The sequence below is a fragment of the Bradyrhizobium sp. LVM 105 genome (assembly GCF_003957705.1).
GTDB classification, from domain to species: Bacteria; Pseudomonadota; Alphaproteobacteria; order Rhizobiales; family Xanthobacteraceae; genus Bradyrhizobium; species Bradyrhizobium frederickii.
In genome coordinates, this window is record NZ_QZMV01000011.1 from 74,088 (window position 1) to 98,038 (window position 23,951).

19 protein-coding genes, 1 tRNA gene and 3 pseudogenes are annotated in these 23,951 nt (G+C 60.5%); 6 read left to right on the forward strand and 17 right to left on the reverse strand.

Going from position 1 to position 23,951, the window contains the following annotated elements; genetic code table 11:
- Positions 1 to 209 precede the first annotated feature (209 nt).
- Together D6B98_RS26635 and D6B98_RS41720 are read left to right on the forward strand one after the other, a co-directional pair.
- Positions 210 to 285, forward strand: a tRNA-Ile gene (locus D6B98_RS26635).
- Between the two features lie 160 nt (positions 286 to 445).
- The gene (locus D6B98_RS41720; RefSeq protein ID WP_347338961.1) at positions 446 to 892 is read left to right on the forward strand and encodes a site-specific integrase; all 447 of its coding nucleotides are present in this window, start codon (positions 446 to 448) and stop codon (positions 890 to 892) included.
- Between the two features lie 180 nt (positions 893 to 1,072).
- Here the strand turns inward: D6B98_RS41720 and D6B98_RS26645 are convergent, their stop codons facing one another.
- The 3 genes and pseudogenes from D6B98_RS26645 to D6B98_RS41725 all read right to left on the reverse strand — a co-directional run.
- Positions 1,073 to 2,431, reverse strand: coding sequence for a metal-dependent hydrolase family protein (locus D6B98_RS26645; protein WP_126259918.1), 1,359 nt, complete (start codon positions 2,429 to 2,431; stop codon positions 1,073 to 1,075).
- Between the two features lie 755 nt (positions 2,432 to 3,186).
- Positions 3,187 to 4,476: pseudogene (locus D6B98_RS26650) on the reverse strand (GntP family permease); the annotation flags it as partial.
- A pseudogene (locus tag D6B98_RS41725) lies at positions 4,475 to 5,177 on the reverse strand (patatin-like phospholipase family protein); the annotation flags it as partial. The pseudogenes D6B98_RS26650 and D6B98_RS41725, both read right to left, overlap by 2 nt.
- Before the next feature lie 238 nt (positions 5,178 to 5,415).
- On the opposite strand from D6B98_RS41725, the gene D6B98_RS26660 reads away from it, so the two are divergent.
- Complete coding sequence (locus D6B98_RS26660; RefSeq protein WP_126259919.1) at positions 5,416 to 6,435, forward strand: Lnb N-terminal periplasmic domain-containing protein; 1,020 nt, start codon at positions 5,416 to 5,418, stop codon at positions 6,433 to 6,435.
- A 1,125-nt stretch (positions 6,436 to 7,560) separates the two neighbouring features.
- On the opposite strand, the pseudogene D6B98_RS26670 reads toward D6B98_RS26660, so the two are convergent.
- From D6B98_RS26670 to D6B98_RS26690, 4 genes and pseudogenes are all read right to left on the reverse strand, one after another.
- Positions 7,561 to 7,736: pseudogene (locus D6B98_RS26670) on the reverse strand (isochorismatase family protein); the annotation flags it as partial.
- A 271-nt stretch (positions 7,737 to 8,007) separates the two neighbouring features.
- Complete coding sequence (locus D6B98_RS26680; RefSeq protein WP_126259921.1) at positions 8,008 to 9,450, reverse strand: DUF1254 domain-containing protein; 1,443 nt, start codon at positions 9,448 to 9,450, stop codon at positions 8,008 to 8,010.
- Positions 9,451 to 9,563: 113 nt separating this feature from the next.
- Complete coding sequence (locus D6B98_RS26685; RefSeq protein ID WP_126260144.1) at positions 9,564 to 11,021, reverse strand: DUF1254 domain-containing protein; 1,458 nt, start codon at positions 11,019 to 11,021, stop codon at positions 9,564 to 9,566.
- Positions 11,022 to 11,860: 839 nt separating this feature from the next.
- Positions 11,861 to 12,934 carry a SphA family protein gene (locus D6B98_RS26690; protein WP_126259923.1) on the reverse strand — a complete coding sequence of 358 codons (1,074 nt, stop codon included), beginning with the start codon at positions 12,932 to 12,934 and terminating at the stop codon, positions 11,861 to 11,863.
- A gap of 201 nt (positions 12,935 to 13,135) precedes the next feature.
- Between D6B98_RS26690 and D6B98_RS26695 the strand changes: the two genes are divergently transcribed.
- Positions 13,136 to 13,414: a hypothetical protein gene (locus D6B98_RS26695; protein WP_245481471.1), complete on the forward strand. Its 279-nt coding sequence runs from the start codon at positions 13,136 to 13,138 to the stop codon at positions 13,412 to 13,414.
- 169 nt (positions 13,415 to 13,583) lie between these two features.
- Here the strand turns inward: D6B98_RS26695 and D6B98_RS26700 are convergent, their stop codons facing one another.
- The 9 genes from D6B98_RS26700 to D6B98_RS26740 all read right to left on the reverse strand — a co-directional run bounded on the left by D6B98_RS26700 (position 13,584) and on the right by D6B98_RS26740 (position 21,944).
- Positions 13,584 to 14,054 (reverse strand): hypothetical protein, encoded by a 471-nt coding sequence (locus tag D6B98_RS26700; protein WP_126259925.1) that lies wholly within the window; start codon positions 14,052 to 14,054, stop codon positions 13,584 to 13,586.
- Positions 14,038 to 14,955 carry a DUF2950 domain-containing protein gene (locus tag D6B98_RS26705; protein WP_126259926.1) on the reverse strand — a complete coding sequence of 306 codons (918 nt, stop codon included), beginning with the start codon at positions 14,953 to 14,955 and terminating at the stop codon, positions 14,038 to 14,040. Before D6B98_RS26705 ends, D6B98_RS26700 begins: the two co-directional genes overlap by 17 nt.
- Positions 14,952 to 16,616, reverse strand: a complete 1,665-nt coding sequence (locus tag D6B98_RS26710; protein ID WP_164718879.1) for a DUF3300 domain-containing protein — start codon at positions 16,614 to 16,616, stop codon at positions 14,952 to 14,954. The genes D6B98_RS26705 and D6B98_RS26710 overlap by 4 nt, the downstream gene beginning before the upstream one ends.
- Positions 16,617 to 16,729: 113 nt before the next feature.
- Positions 16,730 to 18,622 carry an ATP-binding protein gene (locus D6B98_RS26715; RefSeq protein WP_126259928.1) on the reverse strand — a complete coding sequence of 631 codons (1,893 nt, stop codon included), beginning with the start codon at positions 18,620 to 18,622 and terminating at the stop codon, positions 16,730 to 16,732.
- A 93-nt stretch (positions 18,623 to 18,715) separates the two neighbouring features.
- Positions 18,716 to 19,003, reverse strand: coding sequence for a hypothetical protein (locus tag D6B98_RS26720; protein ID WP_126259929.1), 288 nt, complete (start codon positions 19,001 to 19,003; stop codon positions 18,716 to 18,718).
- On the reverse strand, positions 19,000 to 19,788 hold the full coding sequence (locus D6B98_RS26725) for a DUF2092 domain-containing protein (protein ID WP_126259931.1): 789 nt from the start codon (positions 19,786 to 19,788) through the stop codon (positions 19,000 to 19,002). The genes D6B98_RS26720 and D6B98_RS26725 overlap by 4 nt, the downstream gene beginning before the upstream one ends.
- An 81-nt stretch (positions 19,789 to 19,869) precedes the next feature.
- Positions 19,870 to 20,283: a hypothetical protein gene (locus tag D6B98_RS26730; protein WP_126259933.1), complete on the reverse strand. Its 414-nt coding sequence runs from the start codon at positions 20,281 to 20,283 to the stop codon at positions 19,870 to 19,872.
- Between the two features lie 22 nt (positions 20,284 to 20,305).
- Positions 20,306 to 21,541 (reverse strand): HlyD family secretion protein, encoded by a 1,236-nt coding sequence (locus tag D6B98_RS26735; protein WP_126259934.1) that lies wholly within the window; start codon positions 21,539 to 21,541, stop codon positions 20,306 to 20,308.
- Positions 21,534 to 21,944, reverse strand: a complete 411-nt coding sequence (locus D6B98_RS26740) for a hypothetical protein (protein ID WP_235885172.1) — start codon at positions 21,942 to 21,944, stop codon at positions 21,534 to 21,536. The genes D6B98_RS26735 and D6B98_RS26740 overlap by 8 nt, the downstream gene beginning before the upstream one ends.
- Positions 21,945 to 22,129: 185 nt before the next feature.
- Here D6B98_RS26740 and D6B98_RS26745 point away from each other — a divergent pair, with 185 nt between their 5' ends.
- A complete protein-coding gene (locus D6B98_RS26745; RefSeq protein ID WP_126259938.1) occupies positions 22,130 to 22,582 on the forward strand; it encodes a hypothetical protein in 453 nt (150 codons plus the stop codon).
- 28 nt (positions 22,583 to 22,610) lie between these two features.
- Complete coding sequence (ppk2, locus tag D6B98_RS26750) at positions 22,611 to 23,411, forward strand: polyphosphate kinase 2 (protein WP_126259940.1); 801 nt, start codon at positions 22,611 to 22,613, stop codon at positions 23,409 to 23,411.
- Between the two features lie 82 nt (positions 23,412 to 23,493).
- Here ppk2 and D6B98_RS26755 read toward each other — a convergent pair whose 3' ends face one another.
- Positions 23,494 to 23,928 (reverse strand): hypothetical protein, encoded by a 435-nt coding sequence (locus D6B98_RS26755; RefSeq protein ID WP_126259941.1) that lies wholly within the window; start codon positions 23,926 to 23,928, stop codon positions 23,494 to 23,496.
- Positions 23,929 to 23,951 lie beyond the last annotated feature (23 nt).

The window sequence follows — 23,951 nt, forward strand, 5'->3', positions numbered from 1 at the left end:
AAAGCCGGCCGTCGCAAGACGATTGGCTTCGCCGGGCAAAACAGGGTTATGCAGGCATCATCGCCCGATTTCGGTTATTTGAAAATGAGCAGCGATGCCGCCGGGGCGCTGCCGCCCGCCAGGGCCAGCATTGCACCCCCGCCTCCATCCCTGTAAACGAACCGCGCACCGTTGCCGGCCGCGCAAGTCCCGCGAGCCGCCGCGCGGCGGGGCCTGTAGCTCAATGGTTAGAGCCGGCCGCTCATAACGGTCTGGTTGCAGGTTCGAGTCCTGCCGGGCCCACCAGCCTTCGCTCGCGAAGCGAGTGAAGGCTGCCGCGCCGAAGCCCACTTGGGTGAAGGCGGGCGCTGCACGCGAGCTACGGCTCGGCAAGCCACCCTGCGCCCAATCAAAATATCGAAAAACAACCCCATGCAAAGTAGCCGGTGGTCGCTGGCATAAATGCTTGAAGCGAATCCAGCGAGATCATTTTGACACGTCGGGCAAATCAGTGGCACTAATGCATCGTCGCGCAATTCGAAACGCCGACCGGCCCCCCACAGCAGCAGGCTCTTCGGCGCGATTGCAGGCAAAACCTATACAAAACGTGCATGATCTCGATCAAGAACCGCTGATTTTGCTTGGTTTCCCGACAGAGCCCGCTGCCAGACTTGACGGCAATGTTACTCTCCACACGCTAAGCCATACGGCAGCGACCTGGCTCATGCAGCTAGGCACTGACCCATGGCAAGCGGTGAAGGTTATGATCGACACCTACGGTCATCACCATTCCGATTACTTGAAGGAGGCGTCCGGGGCGATCACTCGCAAGCGGGAGACGCCCAAGCGCGTCGTCGGCACCCGCGAGGCGGCCAAGCCAACCATCCGTACTCGCAGCATTCGAGCAATCTAGGCCGTGAAACTATAAATCTGCCGGCGGAAGGCTTGCCAAAGTCCGCTATGCCCGGATAGCAGGTTTCGCAGCGCAGCGAGTCAATCCTGCTTCGCTCGCTATGCCTTGTACGGTGCGCGCAGATTAGGCATGGAATGATCGCAAATCGGCAGTCGACATGCTTGTTCACAGAATCCTAGTCTAACGGGCTAGCGTATTCTTGTAGATATTTCCGTCCTTCATGATGATCTTGAAGTTGTTGGCGGGATCGGCAATCAGGTTGATATTGTCCAATGGATTTCCATCGATAAGGAGCAAATCCGCGAGTGCGCCCTGTTCCACGACGCCGAGTTTGCCGGGATAAGGATTCCGCTTACCGGACAGCCCCAGCAGTTCGGCGTTTGTCGATGTCGCCATGATCAGCGCTTCCGCGGGGGTGTACCAGCGTGAAAGCGAGGCGAGGATGGCCCCTTGTTGGCGTGCCAGCGCGGCGGAGAATAGGACGTCCGTGCCCCACGCCGTCTTGATCTTGTACTTCTTCGCCAATTCGTAGGACCTGGCTATGCCGGGCCAGACCTCATCGGCCTTGGCTCGCTGGACGGAGCCGACTGGAAAGCCCAGTCTCAAGTCCTCGGGGAGAGGCTGCATGCTCAGCCAAACACCCTTCTCTGCCATCAGTTTGGCTGTTGCTTCGTCCACCAGGAAGCCGTGCTCGATACACTTCACGCCAGCCGCAATAGCCCCCCGGATCGCAGCCGTTGTAAAGGCATGTGCGGCGACGTACGTGCCCCAATTCTCGGCCGCTTCAACCGCGGCGCGCAGTTCGGGCTCGGTAAAGGTGGTCACGTCGATCGGACTGAAGGGGGACGACACTCCGCCGCCCGCCGTCAACTTGACCTGGGAGGCGCCCTGCATGAGCTGTTCGCGGGCGCGCACGCGCACCTCGTCGGGGCTGTCCGCCACCATTGCGCCGCCGGTCTGCTCCATGCGGGTGGGCATGCCGCCGATCGTCCGCGGCAGGTCAGTGAGCTGGCGGAAATCCCCATGCCCGCTCGTGACGGTAATGACGGCGCCGGACGGATAAATGCGCGGGCCCTTGACGATGCCCTCGTCGATGGCGCTCTTGAGACCGAACACCGGCCCGCCCACGTCGCGAACGGTAGTGAAACCGCGCATCAGAGTGTCGGTGGCCTCGGCGCCGGCCAGGAGATTGAGGTAGCCGACGTCGCCGAGCGACTGTGCCGGTGTGACCCGGATCAACATCGCATGCCAATGGTTGTCGATGAGGCCGGGCATCAGCGTGCGCTCGCCGCCAGCGATGATGCGTGTATCGGCGCGGCGATCGACTGCAATTGGGGCGGTCGAGATGCGCTCGATAATATTGCCCCTGATCAGGACATTTGACGGGGCGGAGAGCGCGGCGCTCTTGCCATCAAAGATGCGAACGTTCTCGAAAAGCGTGACGCCGGATTGTTCCTGTGCGCCGCTTAGCTGACAGAAGCCAATGGATAGGGCCGAAAGCAGCGATGAAAATGCGGTTTGTCGAAACCATTTTCTCATTTCGCGCGCCTCACTGTTCCGACCGAAGTTCAAAGCCTATGACGGTTGGCGTGATCTGTTGCAAGAAAACGCCACAAGATCGCAGGCATTTCGCTCGAGCGAATGGGAGCCAGGCTCGCTTATGAAAGCAACTCAATTTCGCCACACGTTTCCTGCGCGATCCCAAACCTAGCGATGAATGTATCGCCTTCCGACAACTCGGCCGGATCGCTCGTCGATGGTTAGTCGCAAAAGGTCGCGCCCACGTCGCGTTTCGCCGCTAACAATCCAATGTCGTCCTCGCACACTCGCGCTTCTCACGCGATTGATGCCGTTCCGTTGCGCGATGCGTATCGCCTCACGCCGATCGATTCCACGCGATCTGCGATCGACGCGGATGCCGTCACGGTCGATCGTCACGCTTTGTGCCAATGCTGTCGAGACAGCGGGCATGGTGGGTGCGCAAAGACAAAGAACTAAGATGACAAGAGCAAGGTAGCTGACCTTTCTCATGACGCGTCCTCCACGTACTCAACGCGTGTGGCACATCCTTGCAGTCCGATCGCGGCCCTTCGAATCAACCAAAAGCCGGCAAAAATGAGGGCAGCTTCCCGGCTCGCGGACGGCAACTTTACCGTGTTATTCCTGGAACTTAAACGACAGGTAATCTGACACATTGGAAGACAGCATCTGGCCGATATTCCCATTCAAAAGCATCGTCGGCTCCTGCTGAGCTGGCGTTGATCGCTGCTTCAGCACGCTTCCCGCGTCAGGGATCAGAACGAGCCAAATGATGAGCCAAGGATGATGATTGCGGCGAGCGCAATGATCGGACCGACGATGCCGACTTTCACGGTGGGTTGATCCGCAAACGGTGAGCAGTGTAACCACCGCACCGTTGTGCGGTAGACTATCGAGTGTGCCCGAACCGATCACTGCTACGCGGTGCAGCAGCGCGGGATTGAGGCCAACTTCGGCAGCGCGCTGAATGTAAGTCGTTCCGAGTGCATCAAGGGCAATCGTTAGTCCGCCCGATGCCGACCCCGTGAGTGCCGCGAGCAGGTTCGTTGCGACCGCCAACGAGACGAACGGACCGCCGCCGATATTCAACACCGCGTCCCGCACCACGCCAAAGGCGGGCAGCGCCGCGACCACCGCGCCAAAGCCGACCAGACTTGCGACGCTGATCGCAGGAAGAACCGATGCATTTGCGCCGGCATCCATCGTCATTCGAGGTGTCGGCAGCCGCTTCCTGTTGAGCGCAATGACGGTCGCAATCGTACATATCAGGGCCGTCATGACGGCCCAAACGCCACCAACAGCCGCCAGTGATGTTCCCCCCAACGAGCTTCCGCGAGGAATGATGTATCGAGAGAGGCAAGATGAGAGCCGACATTGTGAGATTGACACCGATGACAACGACGAGGGGCAGCGCGGCGAACGCTAACGACGGCGGGACATCGGTCATCTGACCACGCGAAATCTCTGCCGGATCAAAGTCGCGTGACGCCGTGGCGCGCTCTCGAAGCTTTTCGTCGTCGGCGAGACGATCTGGTGAAAACAGCACGTCGTCGCCGAAGCCTTCAGCATGTTTTTTGGCGCCGTCTCTTCTCGATTGAGCCACCAAAGCCCGAATGCCAGCATGATCAGGGATGCCAGCACGCCCAGTCCCGGAGCAGCGAATGGAGTCGTCCCGAAGAAGGGCATCGGAATAGCATTCTGGATCGACGGCGTGCCTGGCAATGCCGACATGGTGAACGTTGATGTGCCCAGCACAACTGCGGCAGGCATCAAACGCCGTGGAATGTCAGCCGAACGGAACAGCTGCTGCGCCATTGGTGCAAGCACGAAAAAGCGACGAAAAGGCTGACGCCGCCGTAGGTGACGAGTGCTCCTGCGCATACGACAGCAAGCACCGCTCGCTGCGAACCCAGTTGGTAAGTCATGAAGCTAGCGATCGCTCCAACCGATCCGCTATCCTCCATTAGCTTTCCAAATAACGCCCCAAGCAAAAATAGTGGAAAGAATTGCGCAAAGAAGCCGGCGGCGCTTCCCATAAAAGTCTTCGCGTGGATTGATCTGCACCAGGATCGTGTCGTGGGCGTCGCTCTCTCTCACGAGCGGTGTGATGGTCGGATTGCCGACATAGCCGCCGTCCCAGAAAAATTCACCGTCTATTTCAACGGCCTGAAACATCGTCGGCAAACACGCGGATGCCATGAGAACGAACGTCTGGAGTGATCTCCGAATTGCGAAAAAATATGCCCGCGGCCAGTGCGGACGCTGGTAGCGGCAACGAACAGCCGCACCGGGGAGCGCGCGAGGCGTTCGAAGTCTATGCTTTTGGCGAGAATGGCACGCAGCGGATTGTGGCCGAACGGATTGAGATTGTAGGGTGAGAAGACGCGCGACGTCATGTCCATCGCAAGATAAAGCGGAGAAGTGTCGAGCGTCCAACGACCCATCAAACGGTCGAGAGGCGAACGTTGCAAGGGACTGAAAACGCTGCTTGCGATACCTGTCTCCAATAGACATCGAGCGCCGCCCGGGCACCCGCGGCTCCGCCCTTTGTCCATCCGTCCGCCAGCACTGCGGCGTTCATCGCTCCGGCGGAGGTCCCGGAAATTGCTTCGACGCGCAGCCAGTCCTCCTCGAGCAGCCGGTCAAGAACGTCCCAGGTGAAGGCGCCGTGAGAGCCGCCGCCCTGCAGGGCAAAGTCAACGAGAACGGGCGTGCGGGAGGAAGCCTCGGTAAGCTCTTGCTGCATTTTCGGCTCCTTGTATTCGGAGGCAGCGGCAGGCTTTGTTGCAGCTTTGATTTCTCAAAAGCGCTTATTATCTCTCACCAAGATTGCGGCCCGATTGTCCGGTCTATACCACAACTCAAGCAAGAGGCGCCAATCAGTGTACACTGCCGGCTGACGCCTCTCTAGCAATATAGTGCGCTCGCCCCGGTGTCCGGCGCACCGATTCTGGGTTCGGCACTGATGCGGCAGGAGGAGGCAGGTGAGTTCAGTCCGGAAGTTCGTATCCACGTCGTTCGGCTGGTCGACCGAAATAATTGGCTTTCTCTGCCGGATCGTACTCGTCACATGGGCCGTTCTGGCCATCTATTACTCGAACTTGCCTTGGGGCGGGCCACGTACCATCTTGGCCGGAGCGTTTGCGGCGTTCGCGATTTGGGCGCTCTGGCTCTCGCGCCAACGGCGCATGTCCGTTGTCTTCCTCGTGATGTTTTCCGCTGTCGTCGCATGGTGGATCGCAATCCCACCCTCGCACAACCGCCATTGGCGGCCGGAAGTCGCGGTGATGCCGCGCGCGGTTATCGAAGGCGACCACGTGCGCCTGACCGGTGTACGTAACTTCGACTACCGAAGCCGGAACGACTTTACTGTGCGCTACGAGGAGCGCGTGGTGTCGCTGTCGCACTTGATTGCCCTTGATTTCTACGTTTCCTACTTTGCCGAGGGGCCGGTCGGACACACGTTCGTGAGTTTTATCTTCGACAATGCGCCGCCACTGGCTATCTCCATCGAGACGCGCCCCGAAGTCGGCGAAGGCTTTGCGCCCGTTGCCTCCTTGTTCAAGCAATTCGAGTTAATCTACGTCGTAGGTGAAGAACCTGACGTCGTAGGCGTGCGTACCAACCATCGTCAGGAGCCGGTGTACCTGTATCGCCTCAATGCATCGGCCGAAGACGTGCGCCGTCTACTGCTGGTTTATTTGACGCGCATCAACGAACTCGCCGATCAGCCAGAGTTCTATCATCTGTTGACCAACAGCTGTACGGTCAACATCGTGCGCTATGCGAATGCGGCCGGCCGGAGGGGCCGGTTCGACATTCGCCATCTCCTCAACGGACTGATCGACAGCTACCTGTACCACTCGGGCCGGATAGACACGACGCTGCCATTTGATGAACTGAGGCTAGGATCCCTGATCAACGAAGCCGCACAGGCGGCCGATGGCGGAGCCGATTTCTCGCAGCGGATTCGCTTATCCTTGCCGACAATAGTCCTGCCTTAACTGGAGAGGACTCATGAGCTTGTGGGTCTAATCGCTGATCTACGACCTCTCGCGGAAATAGCAAGTCCAGCCATGTCCCTATGCCGCCGAAAACGGAAGCAGATTCACAGCATTGGCTGGAACGCAGGGCATGGCGGTTGATCTCATATGATGCCAGCCGTTCTCCTTTGTTCTTCGGGTCCTGTCGGGGTCCCGATTGGGTCCCGCATGAACCTGAACGAACGCAGAAGATCGCAAATTGTCGACGTAGAAAACCTCGAAAAAACAAGGGCGTTCTGCTGATCCAGGCCGCTCATGCAGTCTGGTTGCAGGTTCGAGTCCTGCCGGGCCCACCAGCGGGATCAAGCACCTAGCAATCGCTGAGAGCGGTCGTGTACCGAAAGGTGCGCGGATTGATTTTTGGTCATTCGACTTGGCGCGCTACGGTTTCTCCGCCGCAATCCGACCATCCGGATCCATTTTCAGATGCTCACCGCGATCGGTGGTGAAAGCCGTGGTGCTGGGCAACGCCAGGCGCTGTCTCATAAGCCCTGTTGGGCCCAAACACGGGAGCCGCGCCGCCGGGGCGTTCCAGGCCCATTCTGCCTGCTGGAGTCAGTTCGCAGTCGTTCAACACATCCCGATCGGGATATTGCGCCTGAAACGAATTTGGATCTTGAGTCGCCCACAATGGGCACTGGGCGCTTGCAGAGCTTATCGCGCCGATCGACATCATCGCTGCAATAACAAAGGTCCTGAATCCAGTCATGGTCGTGCTCCTAACGGCTGTTGTTTTTGTGCGGAGCATTCGCGCTGGTTCGAATCGGCTGCTCTGTTGAACGCGTTTCCTTCGAGTTTCTTGGATGAACATTAGGTGGGTATGCGCTCGGGAAAAACACGCTGTGAAAAATCACAGCTGCGCGAATGGCAAATCGGTATGCTCACCATTGCGTGACGCACACCCCCATCCCCGCATGTCTGAAGCCGCGTCACATCGGACACGTTCGCCAGAGTCGCTCCAGCATCGGCTGCTGAGTGCAGAAGCCATGCGAGATCGAATATGATCAACCAGGCAGTTGGACTGTGGTGACAGCGCTGGCCTGCACCCCAATGTATGTCACCTGGAATTGACGCTCATGCGAAGGCTCACCCGGAGGAGATCACGGCAACAGCTTCGTTCGTTGTCACAATGGCACTGGCGCAGTTCGGCATGTTGACTCCAGCGCTGCGTGCATCTCCCGATCCGAGTAGCTCGCGATGGCGTCGCTGACCACCGTGACCGCGTAACCGAGCTCGGCAGCGAAGCGCACCGCCGCCTCCACTTTGGATATCAACGGGCGTAGCGGATGAAGACGTAGTCGCGATCCTTAGCAGGCTCGTGGCAGGAGAAGCAGGCCTTGTGCACCGCCCTCGCTGGCAGGCTTGCCGTCCTTGAAATCGGCGGGACAGGGCGAGATTGCGGTCTCCGGCACGTGACCTGGTCGAACACGTTGGGCGCAACCTCAACGACCCGCGAGATCACGACAAAACTTCCCGACGGCGTCAAATAGTTCACCGGCGGCGGGACCAATACACGGGCTGAAATTTGCAGCTCTACGAAACCCTCTTTATTCCGGGCGGCTGCCAGGTTCCTTCGCCCGCGGGCAGGATCGAAGGTGGCTCTGTCTTCGGCCAGTAGAGCCGCATCACCAGATAAATCGGGCCGTCCGGAGCCGGCAGCCAATTGGCTTCCTTGTCGGTGCCCGGTGACTTGTTCTGGATGTAGAACGTCAGCGATCCATCGGTGCTGGTCTTCATGCCGGACAGCATCGGTGAATTGATCAGGTACCGGTTGATCGGGTTTTCGATGAGAAGCTGCGTTTTTCCGTCGTACATTGTGATGGACCAGAAGGCATTCACCGGCGGCTGCTGACCCGGAGCGAATGTCAGCGTGTAGGTGTGCTTGCTGCCATCGAGTATCTGGCCATCGCTGTCGGTGCGAGTGAATGGGTACACCGCCTCCATTGCATCGTTGCCGTAGATGCCGGCCTTGGCGGCGACAGCGCGCTTCAGCCAGTCGCCGTTGTAATGCGCGCTATCGCCCGGCAACGAGCTGACCCGCCAGCCGTTGACATCCTTGCCCACCGACGCGACAGCCTCATCGATCTTCCGCTCCCCTTCCTTCATTCCCAGGCCGATTTCGAGCTTCTGCTCCAGCGGCAGGTCTCTGAAGTTGAAGGTCTTGCCGGGTCCAACGCCGATGGTGGCAAGCGTTGCGCGCATTTCCTTCTCGTTCTCCTGGACGGGAGCAAACTGTAGGGCAAAATCGAGGAATTCGAAGAAATTGGTCTTCACGAGCTCCTTGTCGATCTTTGGAAAGTCGATTGTCGCCGCGGCAGTCGTGACCGGTTGTTTCAGATAGGCAGAAAGCGTCTGTACTTTGTACCCGTCTTGCACCTTCTTGACGTTGTCGAGGTCGTCGGCGTTGAAAAGCTGGGTGCGATAGCCGGCAACTGAAAACTGCGTGCTTGACCGGAACACCTTCTTTATTCCAGGCGGGGTCGCACCCTTCCAGTCCGGCCCCACCACCATGTAATCGCCGGCCCCGCTTCCCGTGGCACGGTTACCGATGTAGCCGTAGTTGTAGGTGTTGCCGTCGCAGAGCATCACCGAATAGTAGCGCTTAGGGTCCACTGCCGGAACGGAAAGAATGATCGGCTCCGCCCGCAGGTCCATCCACACGAATGAATAGGGCGTGTCGCTGTTCGGCGTTACGATGGCGGTGTCCTTGTAAGTGAACACGTTGGGCTCGTTCTTTATCTGATTGAACGGCGCCTTGAACTGCCCCGAATTGCGATCCACGGCGTATTCATACATGACGGCATAGTTCATCACGATCGGCAGGCCGTAGATGAAGCCTGCCTCGGCAACGTCTTTTGCCTTCATGAAGCCCGGTCGGTCGGCGCTGGCCTGGGCAAACGCCGGCACGGTCCTTGTCGCTGCAAGGGTGATCGTCGTCATTGCAGCAGTGCGAAGCAGTTCACGTTTGGTCAACATGTGAATCTCCTTCAGGATCAACCCGCTTCAGCTTCGAACGATCGGTCTTCCAGAGGTGTTTGTGCTCGTGCGGTCGAACGCCGGCGCCAAAGCGCCGGCGTTCAATTCAACTTTTATTGAGCCAAGCCCACCGTTCCCGCCTGCGTCTTCACGACCGGCGGCGGATTCCATTTTCCCGTTAGCGCATCGGACTTCGGGCTGTAGAGGCGCATGGTCAGATTGAAGGCTCCCTTCGGCGCCGGAAGCCAGTTGGCATCCTGGTCCTTGCCCGGACTATCGCTCTGGAAGAAAATATCGAGCGACCCGTCTGCGTTGTACTTGAATGGCATCCAGCTGCTCACCGCAAAACGGTTGAGCACGTTGCCGACCTGGAAACCTTCGGGGTCGTATAGCGTGATCGACCAGAAGGCATTGACCGGCGGGGCGGCGCCCTTCTCAAACGTAATTGTGTACTTGTTGGCTCCATCCAGCGGCTTGCCGGTCTCGTCGCCGAGATTGAGCGGATAGATGGCATCCTCGGGCAGGTTCGCGCCCAGCCCAAGTTGGGCGACGATGGCTCGCTTCAAATAGTAGTTGCCGTAGACACCCATCGTATCGGTGTTCATCGACCAGCCGTTCGCGACCCGCGCCAGTGTCGGCACTTTCCATGCCATCAGCTTCTGGCCATCCTGCGGTGCGGTCTCCAGCGCCCGTTGCAACACCGGATCGAGCTTGCCGATGTCAAAACTCTTGCCAGGCTCGATGCCGATCTTCTTCATCCGCGCGACGATCGGCTCATCGGTAACGTGCGGCGGGTGAAGCTTGAGCAGCTCTGCGGCGTTGGCGAAGTACACGCCGGCCGACATGGTGTCGACCTGGACCTTCGGCGGCGTCTTCATGTCGACGCCTGGGTCCGGCTTGAATTCGACCGGCTTCGGTGTCTTGCCGTACTCGGAAAGCAACGTGACCTTGTAGCCGGCCTGAATCTTATGGACGGCATCGTAATCCGGCGGGCCATCCGTCTTGGTGCGGCCGATCACCCAGACATAGGGCGTCGGCGCTTCGATGCGCTGGGTGTCGCCCGGAAGCCTGAATTCTTCCGCGAACCTGTCGCGCAGATCGGGCCGCCAGCCCGGGGGTGTGATCAGGAACGTGCCGGCCTTGGTGCCGGTCGTTCGCCAGCCGGGCGATGCGAAGACGTCGGTCCACATGTCGAGCATCGGCAGCAGATAGTAGCGCCCATTTGTATCTGGTACGGAGATGACGACGGGCTCCTTGGTCATGTCCAGCCAGGAGGCGGAATACAGCGTATCGAAGTTCGACCGCACAACGCCCTTGAAATCGGCCGGGGGGTATTCCGGCACGTTGACAAAGGTATTCATCGGACCTCGGAAATCGGTCGTGCCGTTGGTGAATTGCTTTCTCGTGATGTCCATCGACATCAACGAGTAAAAGTAGACATAGGTATCCACCGCGATGGCATGCGCCTCTTGTTCGGTGATGGCCGATGCAGTGCCCTGCGCCCGCGCGGCAGGCGCGGCCGCCGCGCCGAGGCAAAGAGAAATTATCAGCGTCAGAATTCCTCGAAACATGTCGAATCCTCCTCTTACGATTTGGCGATTTCTGATTTCCACGGGAATTCGATACGAACAGCGAAGACACGATCTCCGGCTTGACCGCCGCCGTGCGCGTACCGATTGTCTTCAGGGAATGCGAGACCGGCGGTGTTGCGCAACGTCTGCCTCCATACCCCCCAACACCATCGTTGCCAGTAATTCAGCGATCTGAACCAGTTTTGCACGCTTCATGTTTGCCTCCTCCTGTTTGGGAGGTTCGGCAGGCTTCCCGATAATTTTGTCTGCAAGCAGCCGATCGGTGGCCGGCGAGAAATCGAACGTCGGCGCCAAAGCTCTGGCGCTTCACCCTTCACTGAGCCGACAGCGCGGCAAGGCAGAAAGATAAGGTCAGTCCCGGGACCCGCAGGAGCATGTCAAACACCCTTTCTGACCTTCACTATGATGCGTGGGATCTTCATCCCACAGGGCCGTCGCGCTACTGCGCGAGAAGGACATGCAACATCGCCTGCCGAAAACGCTGCATGGCGTCCGCAGAGATCGAAACGGGTGCGCTGGTCTTGCTGGTGATAAGGTGCTTGTCGCTAAACGTGGGTGCGAAAAAATATTTCGTCAGCCTCTACGAGCACGACGCTAGCACAGCACGCCAGCTCCGGCCATGATCTTGTTCCACGTCGCGCCCGCGCTGTAGCAAGTCGTTCGAAGAATGCAGCTCGTGCGACTTAGCCAATGTTACGGGAAACCTTGTTGATTCCCGACGACTTTTGCTTCGCAGTATTTCCCGCAATTTTTAGTTGTCATGTGCCGGGGCGCAGCGACTTCGCTGCGTGATTTGGTCGCACCACCGCGTGCCTCTCTTATTTCGTAGCTATTCGCCGCGTCGGCGCCACAGTGCTCGTGGGCGCCATCGGCGACAGCGAGAAAGTCAGCCACGTGTTCCAGCCAGCCGGCCGATTTTCTGCGGCAAACTCGCCGTACCCTTTCAGGTTCAGATATCCCTGCATGTCGCCGACCGGAAACAGGTATCCGATCTGAGGACCGACTCCCACCACGCGCGACCGGAAACCACCCAGGATCGGGGGCTGGCCGAAATCGTCCGTGATCTGTTGATAGTAGTAGCCGACCACCCCGACGAAGAGCTGCTTCGAGAGAAACTGCGAAGCGCCCCAATCGATGTGGAAATCGATGCCACTTTGGTACTGCGTGTCAGGGTTCTTGAAATTGTAGGTGAACCCGGCAACCGCCGAAAATTCGTGCCCCAGTTTCTCATTGAAATAGGTGTAGCCACCGCCGCCGTCGATCGCGCCGTGACCGATGCCAAGGTTTGCAAGACGATTTGCAGAGTATGCGCCAACCGGAATGTCGCCGGTCAAATAGGTCATGAAATTGTGGACGCCAGCGTTCCACTTCAGCGTCACCTGCGGATATAGGTCGCCGATGGAGGAGACCGAATCGGAGAGGGTGCCGGTGCGTGTTGTCGCAAAAGGCCCAACTGCCGTTGTCAGCGTTCCATCGAGCGCTGCAGCGGATCGGCCAAACAGGCCGGTCATGCCGATCGCCAATTGTCCGCCGAGCACCGGCGTCGCGAACGTATAGGTTGGGTTGAGCAAGACAAGATCCGCCTGCGCGTTTAGACGCAGACTCAAATCGACATTGACGTTAGCGGGGATCCGGCCGACGCGAACTTCTCTTGCCGCGGCTGCGTTACCGAAGGCGGACACGGTCGTGTGATAGTAGACCTCGGCCATCGACCAGCCCGGGACCGCGGGGACTGCCGCGAGGCTGCTGAAACGCCCCGGAAGCCAGTACGAGACGCCGTCCTCGTCGGCATATGCAGCGTCGGACAAGAATCCGGCCATCGCCGTAGCCAGGCCGAAAGCTGCGCGGATGAGCCGATAACGAGACTTTGGTTCGGAGATGCATCGCGTCATTTGCTTGTCGTCCCCGCCAGCAAATGACAGTGTATCAACCCGCGATAGAATGTCTCGCTCTATGGTACTGTACCCTCAGATTTGACACTCGATGTTGCTCTGAAGGCACTCAAGTCCGCCGCTTATTGCGAGGACCGGGAGAAATACCGACAGCACGGTTGACCAGAAAGAAGGCCTGTAGCGTTTGAGAGGGAGGGATATATGTCGAAGCTCGTTGGTATCGTCCTGGCTCTGGCCGTCGGCAGTTGGGGAGGTAGTCTCGTGGGATCTCCCGCACGCGCGATCGAGGAGACGCCGCAGGTCATGCTGGCTGCCCAGATACGCATGCAAGGCAATGATTGCGGCAAGCCGCTAAGTGCAGTGAAGGACGCGAAGCGATCGAAGCCCGACCACGAGGTCTGGGTTCTCAAATGCAGCAACGCGACCTACAGAGTAAGCCGCGTCCCCGATATGGCGGCGAAGGTGGAGCGGCTCCGATAGCGTTTCCAGCTTCGCTCGTAAACGACATGCTACTTGCGAAGATCATTTTCCGTTCCTCACCCGATAGCGTCGGCTATGGGCCCCCACCGTACGAGTGGCCACTAGACTGATGGATCGCAGACCGCACCAGGTTCGCACCAGAAACAACCTCAACAAGGCTCCGTGCATCTCATTTGAGGCTTATCGTGATCGCGCTGACGTTGGCCGCGAGTTCGAGGCCAGCCTTGGGTCCCCGCAGAACCATGTTCACGCCCTTCTCGTTGCGCAGCTGGACGCCGTTGGCGCCGCCGACGAGGGCAAAGCCGCCGCCGACAGAGCTGTAGGTGCCGGCGAAATCGCTGACGTCGCGGATGCCTGAGGCCCAGCCGTCGAGCCGGCCAATGGTGGCTCCGGCGGTGATGCCCAAGCTCATGCCGGTGATTTTGAACGGATAGGTCTTGCCGCGATAGGTCAGCACGCCGCTGCCTGCACCGCCGCCGACCAGGAGGCCGGCTTTGACGATCCTGGCGTGGACGTGCCCGGCGGCCTGCGCGAAGGATTGCGTACACGGCGCGACAAGGGCGAGCGCCAGCACGACGACAGCGGCGACGGGAGATGCGCGCCCTCGCAGCATCATTCGCCGTTCAAGGTTTTGCGGCATCGACCTTTTTCCAGGTCTGATCGGGATTGAACAGCGTGGTACGCGAGGCGACGAAATCGGTTCGGCTGCCGAGATCCTTCTCGTAGACGGTGCCGGCATGGTTGACCAGGAAGGTCTTCACGCCGGAATTGCCGTATTCCGCAGGCCACGCGATCAGCGCGAAACCGCCGATCATCTTGCCCTTGACGACGTAATTGAGCGCGCCGCCGGGCGCGTCAGGGCCTTGTCCCTTCAAGATGTGGAAGTAGTAGCCATGATACGGTGCAGGACCGGCATCGCCGGCCCGATAGCCCTCCTTCGAAGCCTCGGCCACGAGCGCGCCGAGCGGGCTCGGATCGCTGTCGTCGCGCCAGAACAGGCCGTCTTTTTTGCCGGGTGAAGAGACGATGCGCTGCGCGTAGACGCCGGCGCCCTCGCCCCGATCCTTTTCGGCATACTCGTTCTGGGCATCGACAAAAGCGAGCGCGGTCTGGATCGCATCGAGCTCGTTGCGGCCGATGCGGCGGCGAAGCACCTCGATGCGTCCCTCGTCGGTGTCGAACTCCCAGCCGGTCCTGGTGTTGACCAGCGGAATCGGGAACGGGAAATCGTCCTGCCCCAGTAACAGGGTCGCGGTCTTATTGCCCTCGGCCTTGATGCCGTGCTTGGCGTCATACATGGACACGAAGCGCTGGCGTATGTTGTCGTCGGCAACCTCATCGCCGGAGAAGACGAGGTCCTCGGCTGCCTTGCCGAGCACCTTCAGGATATCGCGCGGTCCGCTCTTGACCGCGGCCGCAAGTGCCGTAGCTGCGTCCTCCGGTGTCTTGTAGGATTGCTGTGCCTGTGACGCGGAGCCAAGCAGCGCCAGGGCCATGATGCCCGGCAACAAGGCACGACGAAACGATGTCAGACCTGTCATGGCGTCACCTCCGCAGGAATCCTCTCACCGTCGGCGATCCAGTCGCGGTAAGTGCGGAATTTCAGACCAAGCTTCTCGTAATAAACCCGCAGATACCCGTCGCTGCCGCGCGTCACAGCGTTCGGCGCAACTTGTTCGACCTCCTGCGCCATGACGCCGACATAGGCCTTGTCACTCCCGATATAGCTGAAGCGATAGTAGCCGAGCCCATTACCGAGATGGCCGAGCAGGACGACATCATGCTTCAGCGCCATGTCCGAGCGCCGGCCACCGCCGCCGCCTCCGCGGAAGCCGCCTCCGCCGCCACCGCGGAATCCGCCACCACCGCCCATCGACATTCCGCCGCCGCCACGGCCGGCCATGCTCGGTCCGCCACCGCCGCGCGGCATGCTCGCCATGCTGGATCGTCCACGCGCCGACGCCGCGGCCGCGGAGCGGCCGGACGAGACGTTCATCGCGCTGCCGCGATTTCCACCGCCGCCGCGGTTGGCCGCACCGCCGCCGGCGCGATTTGCAGCCTTCGCACGATCACCGCCGCCCTTGGTCCGGTTGCCGGCACCCTTGGCGCGATCACTCGCAGCGGCTCGATCGCCGCCGCCCGGCCGGTCTCGCGTACCTGCACCGGCGCGATCACCCGCTCCCGAACGATCGCCGCGGTCTCCAGCGCGGTCTCCGGCCCGGTCACCCGCGCGATCTCCCGCACCCTGGCTCGGACGCAGCACCTGATTGCCGTCACGGCCTCGGAAATCCATTCGATCCGACGCGCCGGCTTTCAGATTGTTGTTGCCGAAACGCTGCTGAACGTTGGTGTTGTTGTAGCGCACGCCCTGACGATGTGCCGGATTGTGCTGCCAGCCGTTGCCGACGTTGGTGGTGCGATGATTGACGTAGACGTTACGGTTACCCCAGTTGCAGCCGCCGCCCCAGTAATTGCCCCAGCGCCCGATCGCCCAGGCGGTGCCGAAGGCAATGCCGGCCGCCACCATGCCGGCGCCTATATAGGATGGGTAGCCCCAGTAATAGGGCGGGTACTCCGCATAGGGCCAGCCGCCGTAGACCGTCGCGGGATCGTAATACGGCACGTACATCGCCGAGGGATCGGCCTGCTGGATGACGACGACCTGCTTGCCCTCCTGAGACTGGACGCTGACCTTCTGCTGCTTTGTCGTGACCAGCTTCTTGTTGTCGTAGGCCTTGTTGCGCAGGCGTTGGATCGCATCCATCACGTCCGCCTGCTGCGCGAGGAAGGCGTCACCGAGCTTCTTGGTCCATTCGAGCTGGTCGCTCATCATGGTCAGGACGTCGGCGGTGCTGCTGAGCGCCTTGACGCTGTCGTCCCAGGCCTGCTTGTCCACCTGGGTCTTCAGCGCATCGCCCTTCAGGGCCTTGTTCTGCTTCAACCAGCGGTCCGCTTGCACAACTTCGAGCGGATAGGTCGAGGCCGCCAGCACGTTGGCAAGCAGTTCGTCGGGATAGAGCGCGATCGGCGCGACCAACGCCTCAAGCTGCTCAGGCTTCAACAGGTCTGCGGTCGGAGCTGGCGGAGTGGCGGGCTGGGCCTGTGTGCTCGGCGGCACCGGCGCCGGGGTCTGCGCCGTCGCTGCAACGGGAACCGCAACGACCAATGCAAGCGCCATAAAAGTCTTACAGCAGCGAAACATCACTCCCTCCATTGCGCGTTCGAGCGGGAGGATCGGGCTGGCCGTCAGACGTTTGTTGATCGAGATCAATGAAATGGCGTCACGCCTTCGGCGTGCCGCCATGATGGTTTCAGCTACCTGCGCATGATCGGGAGCCGGATCGTGAAAAGCGCCCCACCTGAGGATCGGTTCGCGGCAGAGATCGTGCCGTCATGGGCCTCGATGATCGTCCTGGCGATCGCGAGCCCAATACCTATCCCTTGCGGCTTGGTGGTGAAGAACGGATCGAAGACCTTCGCGAGATCGGAGGCCGCGATTCCCGGACCAGTGTCGGCGACTCTGATCTCGGCGTGGGCGCCGGCCCGCACGGTGCTCACGCTAACCTCGCGCTTGACCATTTCCGCATCCGAGATCGCGTCCATCGCATTGATGACCAGATTGAGGATGACCTGCTGGAGCTGGACCGGGTCGCCCTTGACGTGAAGATCAAGGAGGACCGGCATGAAGGTCAATGCGATCCTCCGCCCGTTGGCGAGGGCAACGACAAGCCCAATCGCGTCCCGCACTGTCGCGTTGAGCTCGATATCCCGGACCTCGAACGGCGTCTTCCTCAGAACGCTGCGCAGCCTGCGGATCACCTCGCTCGCCCGCTGATCGTCGCGCCTGATATCGGCGAGGATCTCGCCGATCTCCTCCAGGTTGGGCGAGGCGCCCTTCAGCATGAGCTCTGCGGTTTCGGTATTGGTGAGGATCGAGCCGAGCGGCTGGTTCAGCTCGTGCGCGATCGAGGCCGTCAGCTCGCCGGCAGCCGCATAACGGTTGACGTGGGCAAGCTCGGCAAGTCGCTGGCGCGATTCGACCTCGGCACATTGGCGGCGCCTGCGCTCGTGCAGCAGACCACCGATCAGGCCGCTCTGCACCAGGATCACGCTCGCCAACAGCAGCACCTGCCACCTGTACCTTTCCCAGAGCGTCGGCTCGCGGAACAGGATCGCACTGCCAGGCGGCAAATTGCCTTCACTGATGTCCCAGCGCCGCAGTTCCCGCCAATCGTATTTCGGTCGGGCAAATCCGATCGGCGCGTAGGTGATATCGACCGGCTTCTCGCCGCCGAGAATCTTTGTCACGGCGTCGACGGTCTTCGAGGTCGTTTCGGAGACGGAATGCATCGGACCTCCGACCGTGCTGCCGCCGAAAAACGGTTCCTGGTAGGAAAAGATCGGCACATTCGCCACGGCATGAAGGCTTTGCAGGGCGATGTCGCCTTCGTGCACGATGCCCGCGGCGTCCACCGACATCAGCCCCCAGAACAACACAGTATGCTGTGGAAGTACTGACGCACGCTTGAGGATATCGTCGAACGACAGGTCGGAGTACCAAACGAGGTCGATCCGGCCCTCCAGCGGCTTCAGCTCTCGTTTCACCTCCTCGATCCAGAACTTCTCCAGCGGCGAGGCACCGATCACGACGGCCACCGTCCTGGTATCCGGAAGGAGCTGGAGAATATTGTTGAACGCGGCCACGAAATCGTTGCGGACCGCCACGACGACGTCACGGTCGGTGAGATCAACAGGATTCACCAGCCGCTGCTCGACCACGGTCACGACGGTCGGTGTATCGGGAAACAGTTTCGCTCTATATTGCTGCACGAAGCGCGCGGCAGGTGCGCCGATGCTCACCACGATATCGGGCGGCGCACCCTGATAGAGCGAGCTGAGATATTCGACGAAAGGCGCTTCGGGACCTGGATTGTTGAAGCGTGACGTGAGCAACGTGTGCTCCTGGATGTCGAGCGGCCAAGGCGATTGCCGTTCGAGCTCGGCCTTGATGCTCCGCGCATATTCGCTCCAGGGTCGGAATTCCCGCCCGAAGGAATGCAGCAGCAGCACGCGCTTCAGCTCGCGATAGCGAGGTTCGGCGCCGGCCGGCCCAGATGGGGTGCATGCAGCGAGGATCAGGCCGAGCCACAGCATGATCGCCGTGGCCCGCCGGAACTTAACGGTCCGATTGGTCCCGCTCGCGCTCATCATCATTCCCGCGCGGGTTCGAACGCCGCTTTCCGGAGAAATTCTAGCGGGAATTGCATAGCGCCGCCAGCGTCCGCGCGACCGTAACTCGTCTCAGCAGCGCGTGACGATGCGTCCGTAAGCATCGACGACCTGAACGCAGGACGATCCATAATAGGCTCCGGCCGCGCCCGCCGCGACGCCCGCCCCGACCACCGCGCGCCGCGTCGTCCGCCGGGCCACACCGGCATAGCTCATCGGTGTCAGCGGCCGGCCCACCCTGGCCTCAGCCTCCGCAACGAAGCTGCGGTCGAAGACTCCGCCTGTGTCATTCCAGAACAGGCCGGCAGCAAAGGCGGTTGCCGCCGAAGTGCCGATCAACAGTTTCCGCAACATGATCATTTCTTGGCTCCTGAAGGTGTGCCGGGGGGAAGCTCGTCGAATTCGATCATCGCCGCCGAATCCAGTGTCACCTTGGTCGCGCCGGCGGGCACCTTGAACACGAAAGTGTCGGGATCGGCGAAGGCGTCGGTCTTCCAATCCTTGATGCGCAGCGTGTATTGCGGCGCACCGGTCAGCGTCTTGCTGGTGATCACGTATTTGCGGGGCACCGGACTGGCGCCGATCTCGATCCAGATCTGCCAGTCGGTGTCGGCTGTACGGAATGCCAGATGTTCGCACTCGACGCCGTCAACCACGCCGTGGCCGATATGCTTGCCCTCCGTCGCGGTCTGCACCAGTTCTTCGTACGCATTGGAGAGCAACAGATCGGTGCCTGGCATGGCTGCGCCCGACGATGCCTGAAGCGTGTCGATCACCTTGTCCACCGTGTCGGGCGCAGCTGCCTGCATGTAGGACTTGGCGTCGTTACCGTAGAGCGACACCGTCTTGCCGTCATAGACCAGCTCGACGTCGGCGTAACCGCCGGTGCGCCTGACCCGCAACTTGTCGGGCCTGCTCAGCTTGAATTGCCCTGAGCTCGCGAACTGGATCTTCTGAAGCTCAGGTGTAATGATCTCAATATCGCTGTCGAACGAAGCCGACAGGGATTTCTGGCTCGCCAGATAATCGGCCATCGACTTGAGGATCTTCGCCGGATCATCAGCGCAGGCCGGTGAAATGGCGGCGAGCAGCAAGGCCGTGCCGACTGCTCCAATTGCGGTTCGTATGGTTGCTGCTTGGCTCATGCAATCCTCCCGAGGTGACGGAATTCAACGCATCCTGTGCGCCGCATTGCTTGACATGAATCAAGCGAAGCGCACTTGTCGCTATCTGGCAGGGCAGCGTTGATAGCGAATTTCCATATCTTCCATACCCGGGAACAGGCGAGCGAGACTGTTCGCATCCAGCTCTTTCAAACTGAATTGAACACTTGAAAGCATCATGTCGGTGGCGCAGCTAGCGATCAGGTTGACGTTCGCTCCGCTGTCTTTCCTTGTCTTGATGCGGCAGCGCGCAAACTTGCCGATGATCTGGTCACCGTCGATGATGAAGCCGCCGCCATAGACATCCGACATGTCGGTAAAACCAAGCTGCGCGCCCTTGCGTTCAAACACCTTGGCGCAATTGTCGGCATCGCTGACCCACGCCCCGTTAAGGTCCAAGGCATCAGTGCGACCAGACATGAGAAGCAGCGAGACCAATGTCGCGCCGAGCACCATTAAGAAATGATGTGAACTCATTCGATTGGCCTTTCTTGTGCCCTCAATGGCCGCCGCTGAACACCAGGGTCTGGATCGGAAGCAGTAACGCCTGGATGCGCAGCAAGAGTGCGTGGACCAGGCCGACGCCGTCGACGACATGCAGCGCGACCTTCCGGCTGGTCGGCGTATCCTTGGCCGAGATTTCCTCGTGATTGCTGGTGTAGGCATTGACGATGCAGCTACTGCCCGGCGTTACGCCGTCGAGCCCGCCCTTGTAGAGCGGCTCGAGGAACACCAAAATCGTGCCAGGCCGGACGTTGTTCTGAGCCTCGATCAACTGCTCGCCGGACCGAAACTGTCCGGCGGCGATGTAATCCTGCACGGTCGTGATCACGAGGGGGATGATGACCCAGGGCTTCGAGATGCAGGTCGCCTCCGCCACCATACCTTCCTTCATCACTTGCGCTTCGATCTGGCCGAAGCCCGCCTGCAGCGCCTTGCGACCGGCGCCCTCCGGAACGAGCACGCCGGCCGGCCGCATCAATTGGTTGACGACGTCGCCGGGGCGAATAAGGAACTGCTCGACCCTGCCGTCCACGCCGGCGCGCACGAAGGTCTTGTCGAGGTCGACCTGGGCCTGATCGAGCGCGGCTTCTGCACTGGCTTTCTGCGCCGGCAACAAGGTGGATACCTGCAGCGAGGCGGATTGCCGGGCTGCCGTGGCCGCGTCCAGGCTGGACTGACGCTGATCGAGCAGCACCTGGAGCTTTTCGATGTCGCGTTGCGGAACGATTCCGGGATTGCGGCGCTGCAGCTCGGTCTTGACGTCGAGCTCGTCCTTGGCCTGCTGATAGTTGGCCTTCGCCTCACCGATCTGCGCGTCGGCCTTGACGACCTCGGACTGCGCCGCCTGCACGGCTGCATCGATCTCCGCGATCTTTCGCTTCGCAGTCTCGTACGCCGCCTGCTGCTTCGAACTATCGAGCGTGAACAGGACGTCGCCCTTCTTCACGGGAGCGCTGAAGCCGACCTTGACGTCGGCCACGCGGCCCGAGCCCTCGGGCAGGATCGGCACGGTCCGAAAATACAGCGTTGCCGACGACGTGGCCGGGTGGAAATAGAAAATCATCGTGATCAGCGACACCGTCAGCATCAGGCAGCCGGTGATGCCCCAGCGGAGCTCGTACCAGATCGAGAAGAAGGTGATCTCCTTGCCGAAGCGCTTGCCCTGGCCGTAGCGGCGGTAGAGATAGTCGGGCAGGATGGTGACGAGCGAGCAAATCATGAGCTCAAGCATGATCGCGCTCCTTCTCCCGCTCGGGACTGACCACCGGTGGGCGCGTCGGGCCTGATTGCTCAGGTTCCTCTTCGCCAGGCGCCGCATCGGCGATCCTCTCAACGGAATTGGCGATGCTGCGCAACGGCGTGCCGAAATCTGGAAGATCGATCATCGCGAGTAATAGCCCGGCAATCCAGAAGACGTGCATGTGCGTGAACAGCGAAATGATCCCAAGCACGGCGACGATCTCGAATTGCAGCTTCTGCGACTTGTGCGCCATACGCTCCGGCAGGCTGTGTAGGCGCCAGTAGAGCGTGCCGACCCACAGCACGGTACCGATCAGGAACACGCCCATCACGACCATCATCGTGTCGGTTCCGCTTCCCGGTGCGAGGTAGAAGGGAAGATGATGCGGGGCCATCGGATGAAGCTGCTCGCCCAATATAATCTCCCACAAGCGACCGAGCCGACCGCGGCCCGCTACGGTCACGATCATTCCCTGGCAGCGGGCAGCTCTTGATCTGGATCAAGGGAGCGCCTCCACCCGGACCTAGCCTTCCGTCAGCGCATAAGTGGACACACACCCAAAGCAGGGAGCCGTCAGTCATGTCCGGCCTCGATGATCTCATTCCCAATGCCACTCAGATCCGGAAGGAAGCAGCCCTCAAGGAGGCCGAGAAGGCCGACGCGTACGCGCGCGCCGCTGCGGCCGCCGAGGCGGAGAAACGCGCACTGATTGAACGGCTCAGTAAACCTTCCGGCAAGACCGAGGAGGAGAAAATCAAGCTGGCCTCGACCATCATCCAGCGTGCGGTGCGGAACGGCCTGACCGAGGTCCAGGTCTATCGTTTCCCCAACACGCTGTGCACCGACAAGGGCCGGGCCATCAATCAGATGGAAAAAGGCTGGGAGGACACGCTCACCGGCATTCCCAAGGAGATATTCCAGCTCTGGACCGACTACCTTAAGCCGCGCGGCTATCGCATCGCGTATCAGATCATCGACTTTCCCGGCGGCGTACCGGGCGATATCGGCATCGTCATCTCCTGGGGGGATTGAGTGCCGCTCGAACTGGTGAGAGGACCGGATGGCAAAGGGCGAGCCCGCGGAGCGGATGAAGCGGAAGGACTATGAGAAGCAATTGGAGAAGCTCCAGGTCGGGCTTTGCCATCTTCAGGAATGGGTCAAGGCCCAGAAACTAAAGGTGATCATCATCTTTGAGGGCCGCGACGCCGCTGGCAAGGGCGGGACGATCAAGGCATTGACCGAGAAGGTGAGCCCCCGCGTGTTCCGCGTCTGCGCCCTGCCCGCGCCCTCCGACCGGCAAAAGTCCCAGCTGTTCATGCAACGCTATATCGAACAATTTCCGGCCGGAGGCGAAATCGTAATCTTCGACCGCAGCTGGTACAACCGCGCCGGCGTCGAATATGTCATGGGCTTCTGCTCGCCCACCGAGCACAAGCGTTTCCTGGAATTGTGCCCTCTGGTCGAGAAATTCGCGGTGGACGCCGGCATCGTCCTGATCAAGCTGTGGCTGGAGGTCGGGATGGAGGAACAGGAGCTTCGCTTCCAGGCGCGCATCGAGGATCCGCTGCGACAATGGAAGCTGAGCCCGATGGATACCGAGTCGTTCGGCCGCTGGTACGACTATTCCCGCGCGCGCGACATGATGTTCGAGGCGACCGACACCAAGCATGCGCCGTGGCGACTGATCCGCTCCGACGACAAGCGGCGCGCGCGCCTCAACGCTATCTCGCATATCCTGCAGACCATTCCCTACAAGAAGATCAAGCGGGAGAAGGTCAACCTGCCTTCGCGGTCGCATAAGGGACGCTATAACGACCAGGCCAGCCTGCGTGGTCTGAAATTCGTTGAAGAGCGATACTGAAACGCCTGGATCCCGAAATGGAAAAAAAGGGCTGCGGTGGCGCAGCCCGTCTTTGTTCTTTTTGTAAGCCCGTTTGCTCTGCCTATTTCAGACGGATCGTAACGCCGCCGACCGCAGCCGAGACTTCCGCCCCGATCTTCGGACCACTGAGTTGAAGAATGACGCCATTGGCGTTCTGCAGCTGCACGGCACCTGCACCCGCTGCGACAGCCCCGCCTGCTCCGCCCACAGCGTAGGAACCTTCAATCGATGCGGGCCCTCTGAGATTGAGGGCCCGACCCACGAACTTGGTCGTGGAGGCACCGATTGTGAAGCCCACGCTCATGCCAGAGACAGTGAACGGATACTTCTTGCCCCGGTACAGCAACACGCCCTCGCCGCCACCGACGCCGACGATGAAGCCGCCCTTGGTGAACACGACGGCGACCTGGCCGGTGTCGGCACGCGATGGCGTGCTGAAACCGGCAACAACGGCGAGCGAGGTAGCCAGGACGGCGCCGATAGCAAGCTTTCTCATGATGTCACTTCCCCTTTTTGATT

What these genes read in the sequence shown, in the direction of transcription:
- ppk2 (WP_126259940.1), top strand. Translation starts at nt 22,611, where the DNA reads ATGGCAAAGGGCGAGCCCGCGGAGCGGATGAAGCGGAAGGACTATGAG.
- D6B98_RS26725 (WP_126259931.1), bottom strand. Translation starts at nt 19,788, where the DNA reads ATGAGCCAAGCAGCAACCATACGAACCGCAATTGGAGCAGTCGGCACG.
- D6B98_RS26740 (WP_235885172.1), bottom strand. Translation starts at nt 21,944, where the DNA reads ATGGCCCCGCATCATCTTCCCTTCTACCTCGCACCGGGAAGCGGAACC.
- D6B98_RS26645 (WP_126259918.1), bottom strand. Translation starts at nt 2,431, where the DNA reads ATGAGAAAATGGTTTCGACAAACCGCATTTTCATCGCTGCTTTCGGCC.
- D6B98_RS26730 (WP_126259933.1), bottom strand. Translation starts at nt 20,283, where the DNA reads ATGAGTTCACATCATTTCTTAATGGTGCTCGGCGCGACATTGGTCTCG.
- D6B98_RS26710 (WP_164718879.1), bottom strand. Translation starts at nt 16,616, where the DNA reads ATGTTTCGCTGCTGTAAGACTTTTATGGCGCTTGCATTGGTCGTTGCG.
- D6B98_RS26735 (WP_126259934.1), bottom strand. Translation starts at nt 21,541, where the DNA reads ATGCTTGAGCTCATGATTTGCTCGCTCGTCACCATCCTGCCCGACTAT.
- D6B98_RS26695 (WP_245481471.1), top strand. Translation starts at nt 13,136, where the DNA reads ATGTCGAAGCTCGTTGGTATCGTCCTGGCTCTGGCCGTCGGCAGTTGG.
- D6B98_RS26745 (WP_126259938.1), top strand. Translation starts at nt 22,130, where the DNA reads ATGTCCGGCCTCGATGATCTCATTCCCAATGCCACTCAGATCCGGAAG.
- D6B98_RS26680 (WP_126259921.1), bottom strand. Translation starts at nt 9,450, where the DNA reads ATGTTGACCAAACGTGAACTGCTTCGCACTGCTGCAATGACGACGATC.
- D6B98_RS26705 (WP_126259926.1), bottom strand. Translation starts at nt 14,955, where the DNA reads ATGACAGGTCTGACATCGTTTCGTCGTGCCTTGTTGCCGGGCATCATG.
- D6B98_RS26690 (WP_126259923.1), bottom strand. Translation starts at nt 12,934, where the DNA reads ATGACGCGATGCATCTCCGAACCAAAGTCTCGTTATCGGCTCATCCGC.
- D6B98_RS26755 (WP_126259941.1), bottom strand. Translation starts at nt 23,928, where the DNA reads ATGAGAAAGCTTGCTATCGGCGCCGTCCTGGCTACCTCGCTCGCCGTT.
- D6B98_RS26715 (WP_126259928.1), bottom strand. Translation starts at nt 18,622, where the DNA reads ATGAGCGCGAGCGGGACCAATCGGACCGTTAAGTTCCGGCGGGCCACG.
- D6B98_RS26720 (WP_126259929.1), bottom strand. Translation starts at nt 19,003, where the DNA reads ATGATCATGTTGCGGAAACTGTTGATCGGCACTTCGGCGGCAACCGCC.
- D6B98_RS26685 (WP_126260144.1), bottom strand. Translation starts at nt 11,021, where the DNA reads ATGTTTCGAGGAATTCTGACGCTGATAATTTCTCTTTGCCTCGGCGCG.
- D6B98_RS26700 (WP_126259925.1), bottom strand. Translation starts at nt 14,054, where the DNA reads ATGCCGCAAAACCTTGAACGGCGAATGATGCTGCGAGGGCGCGCATCT.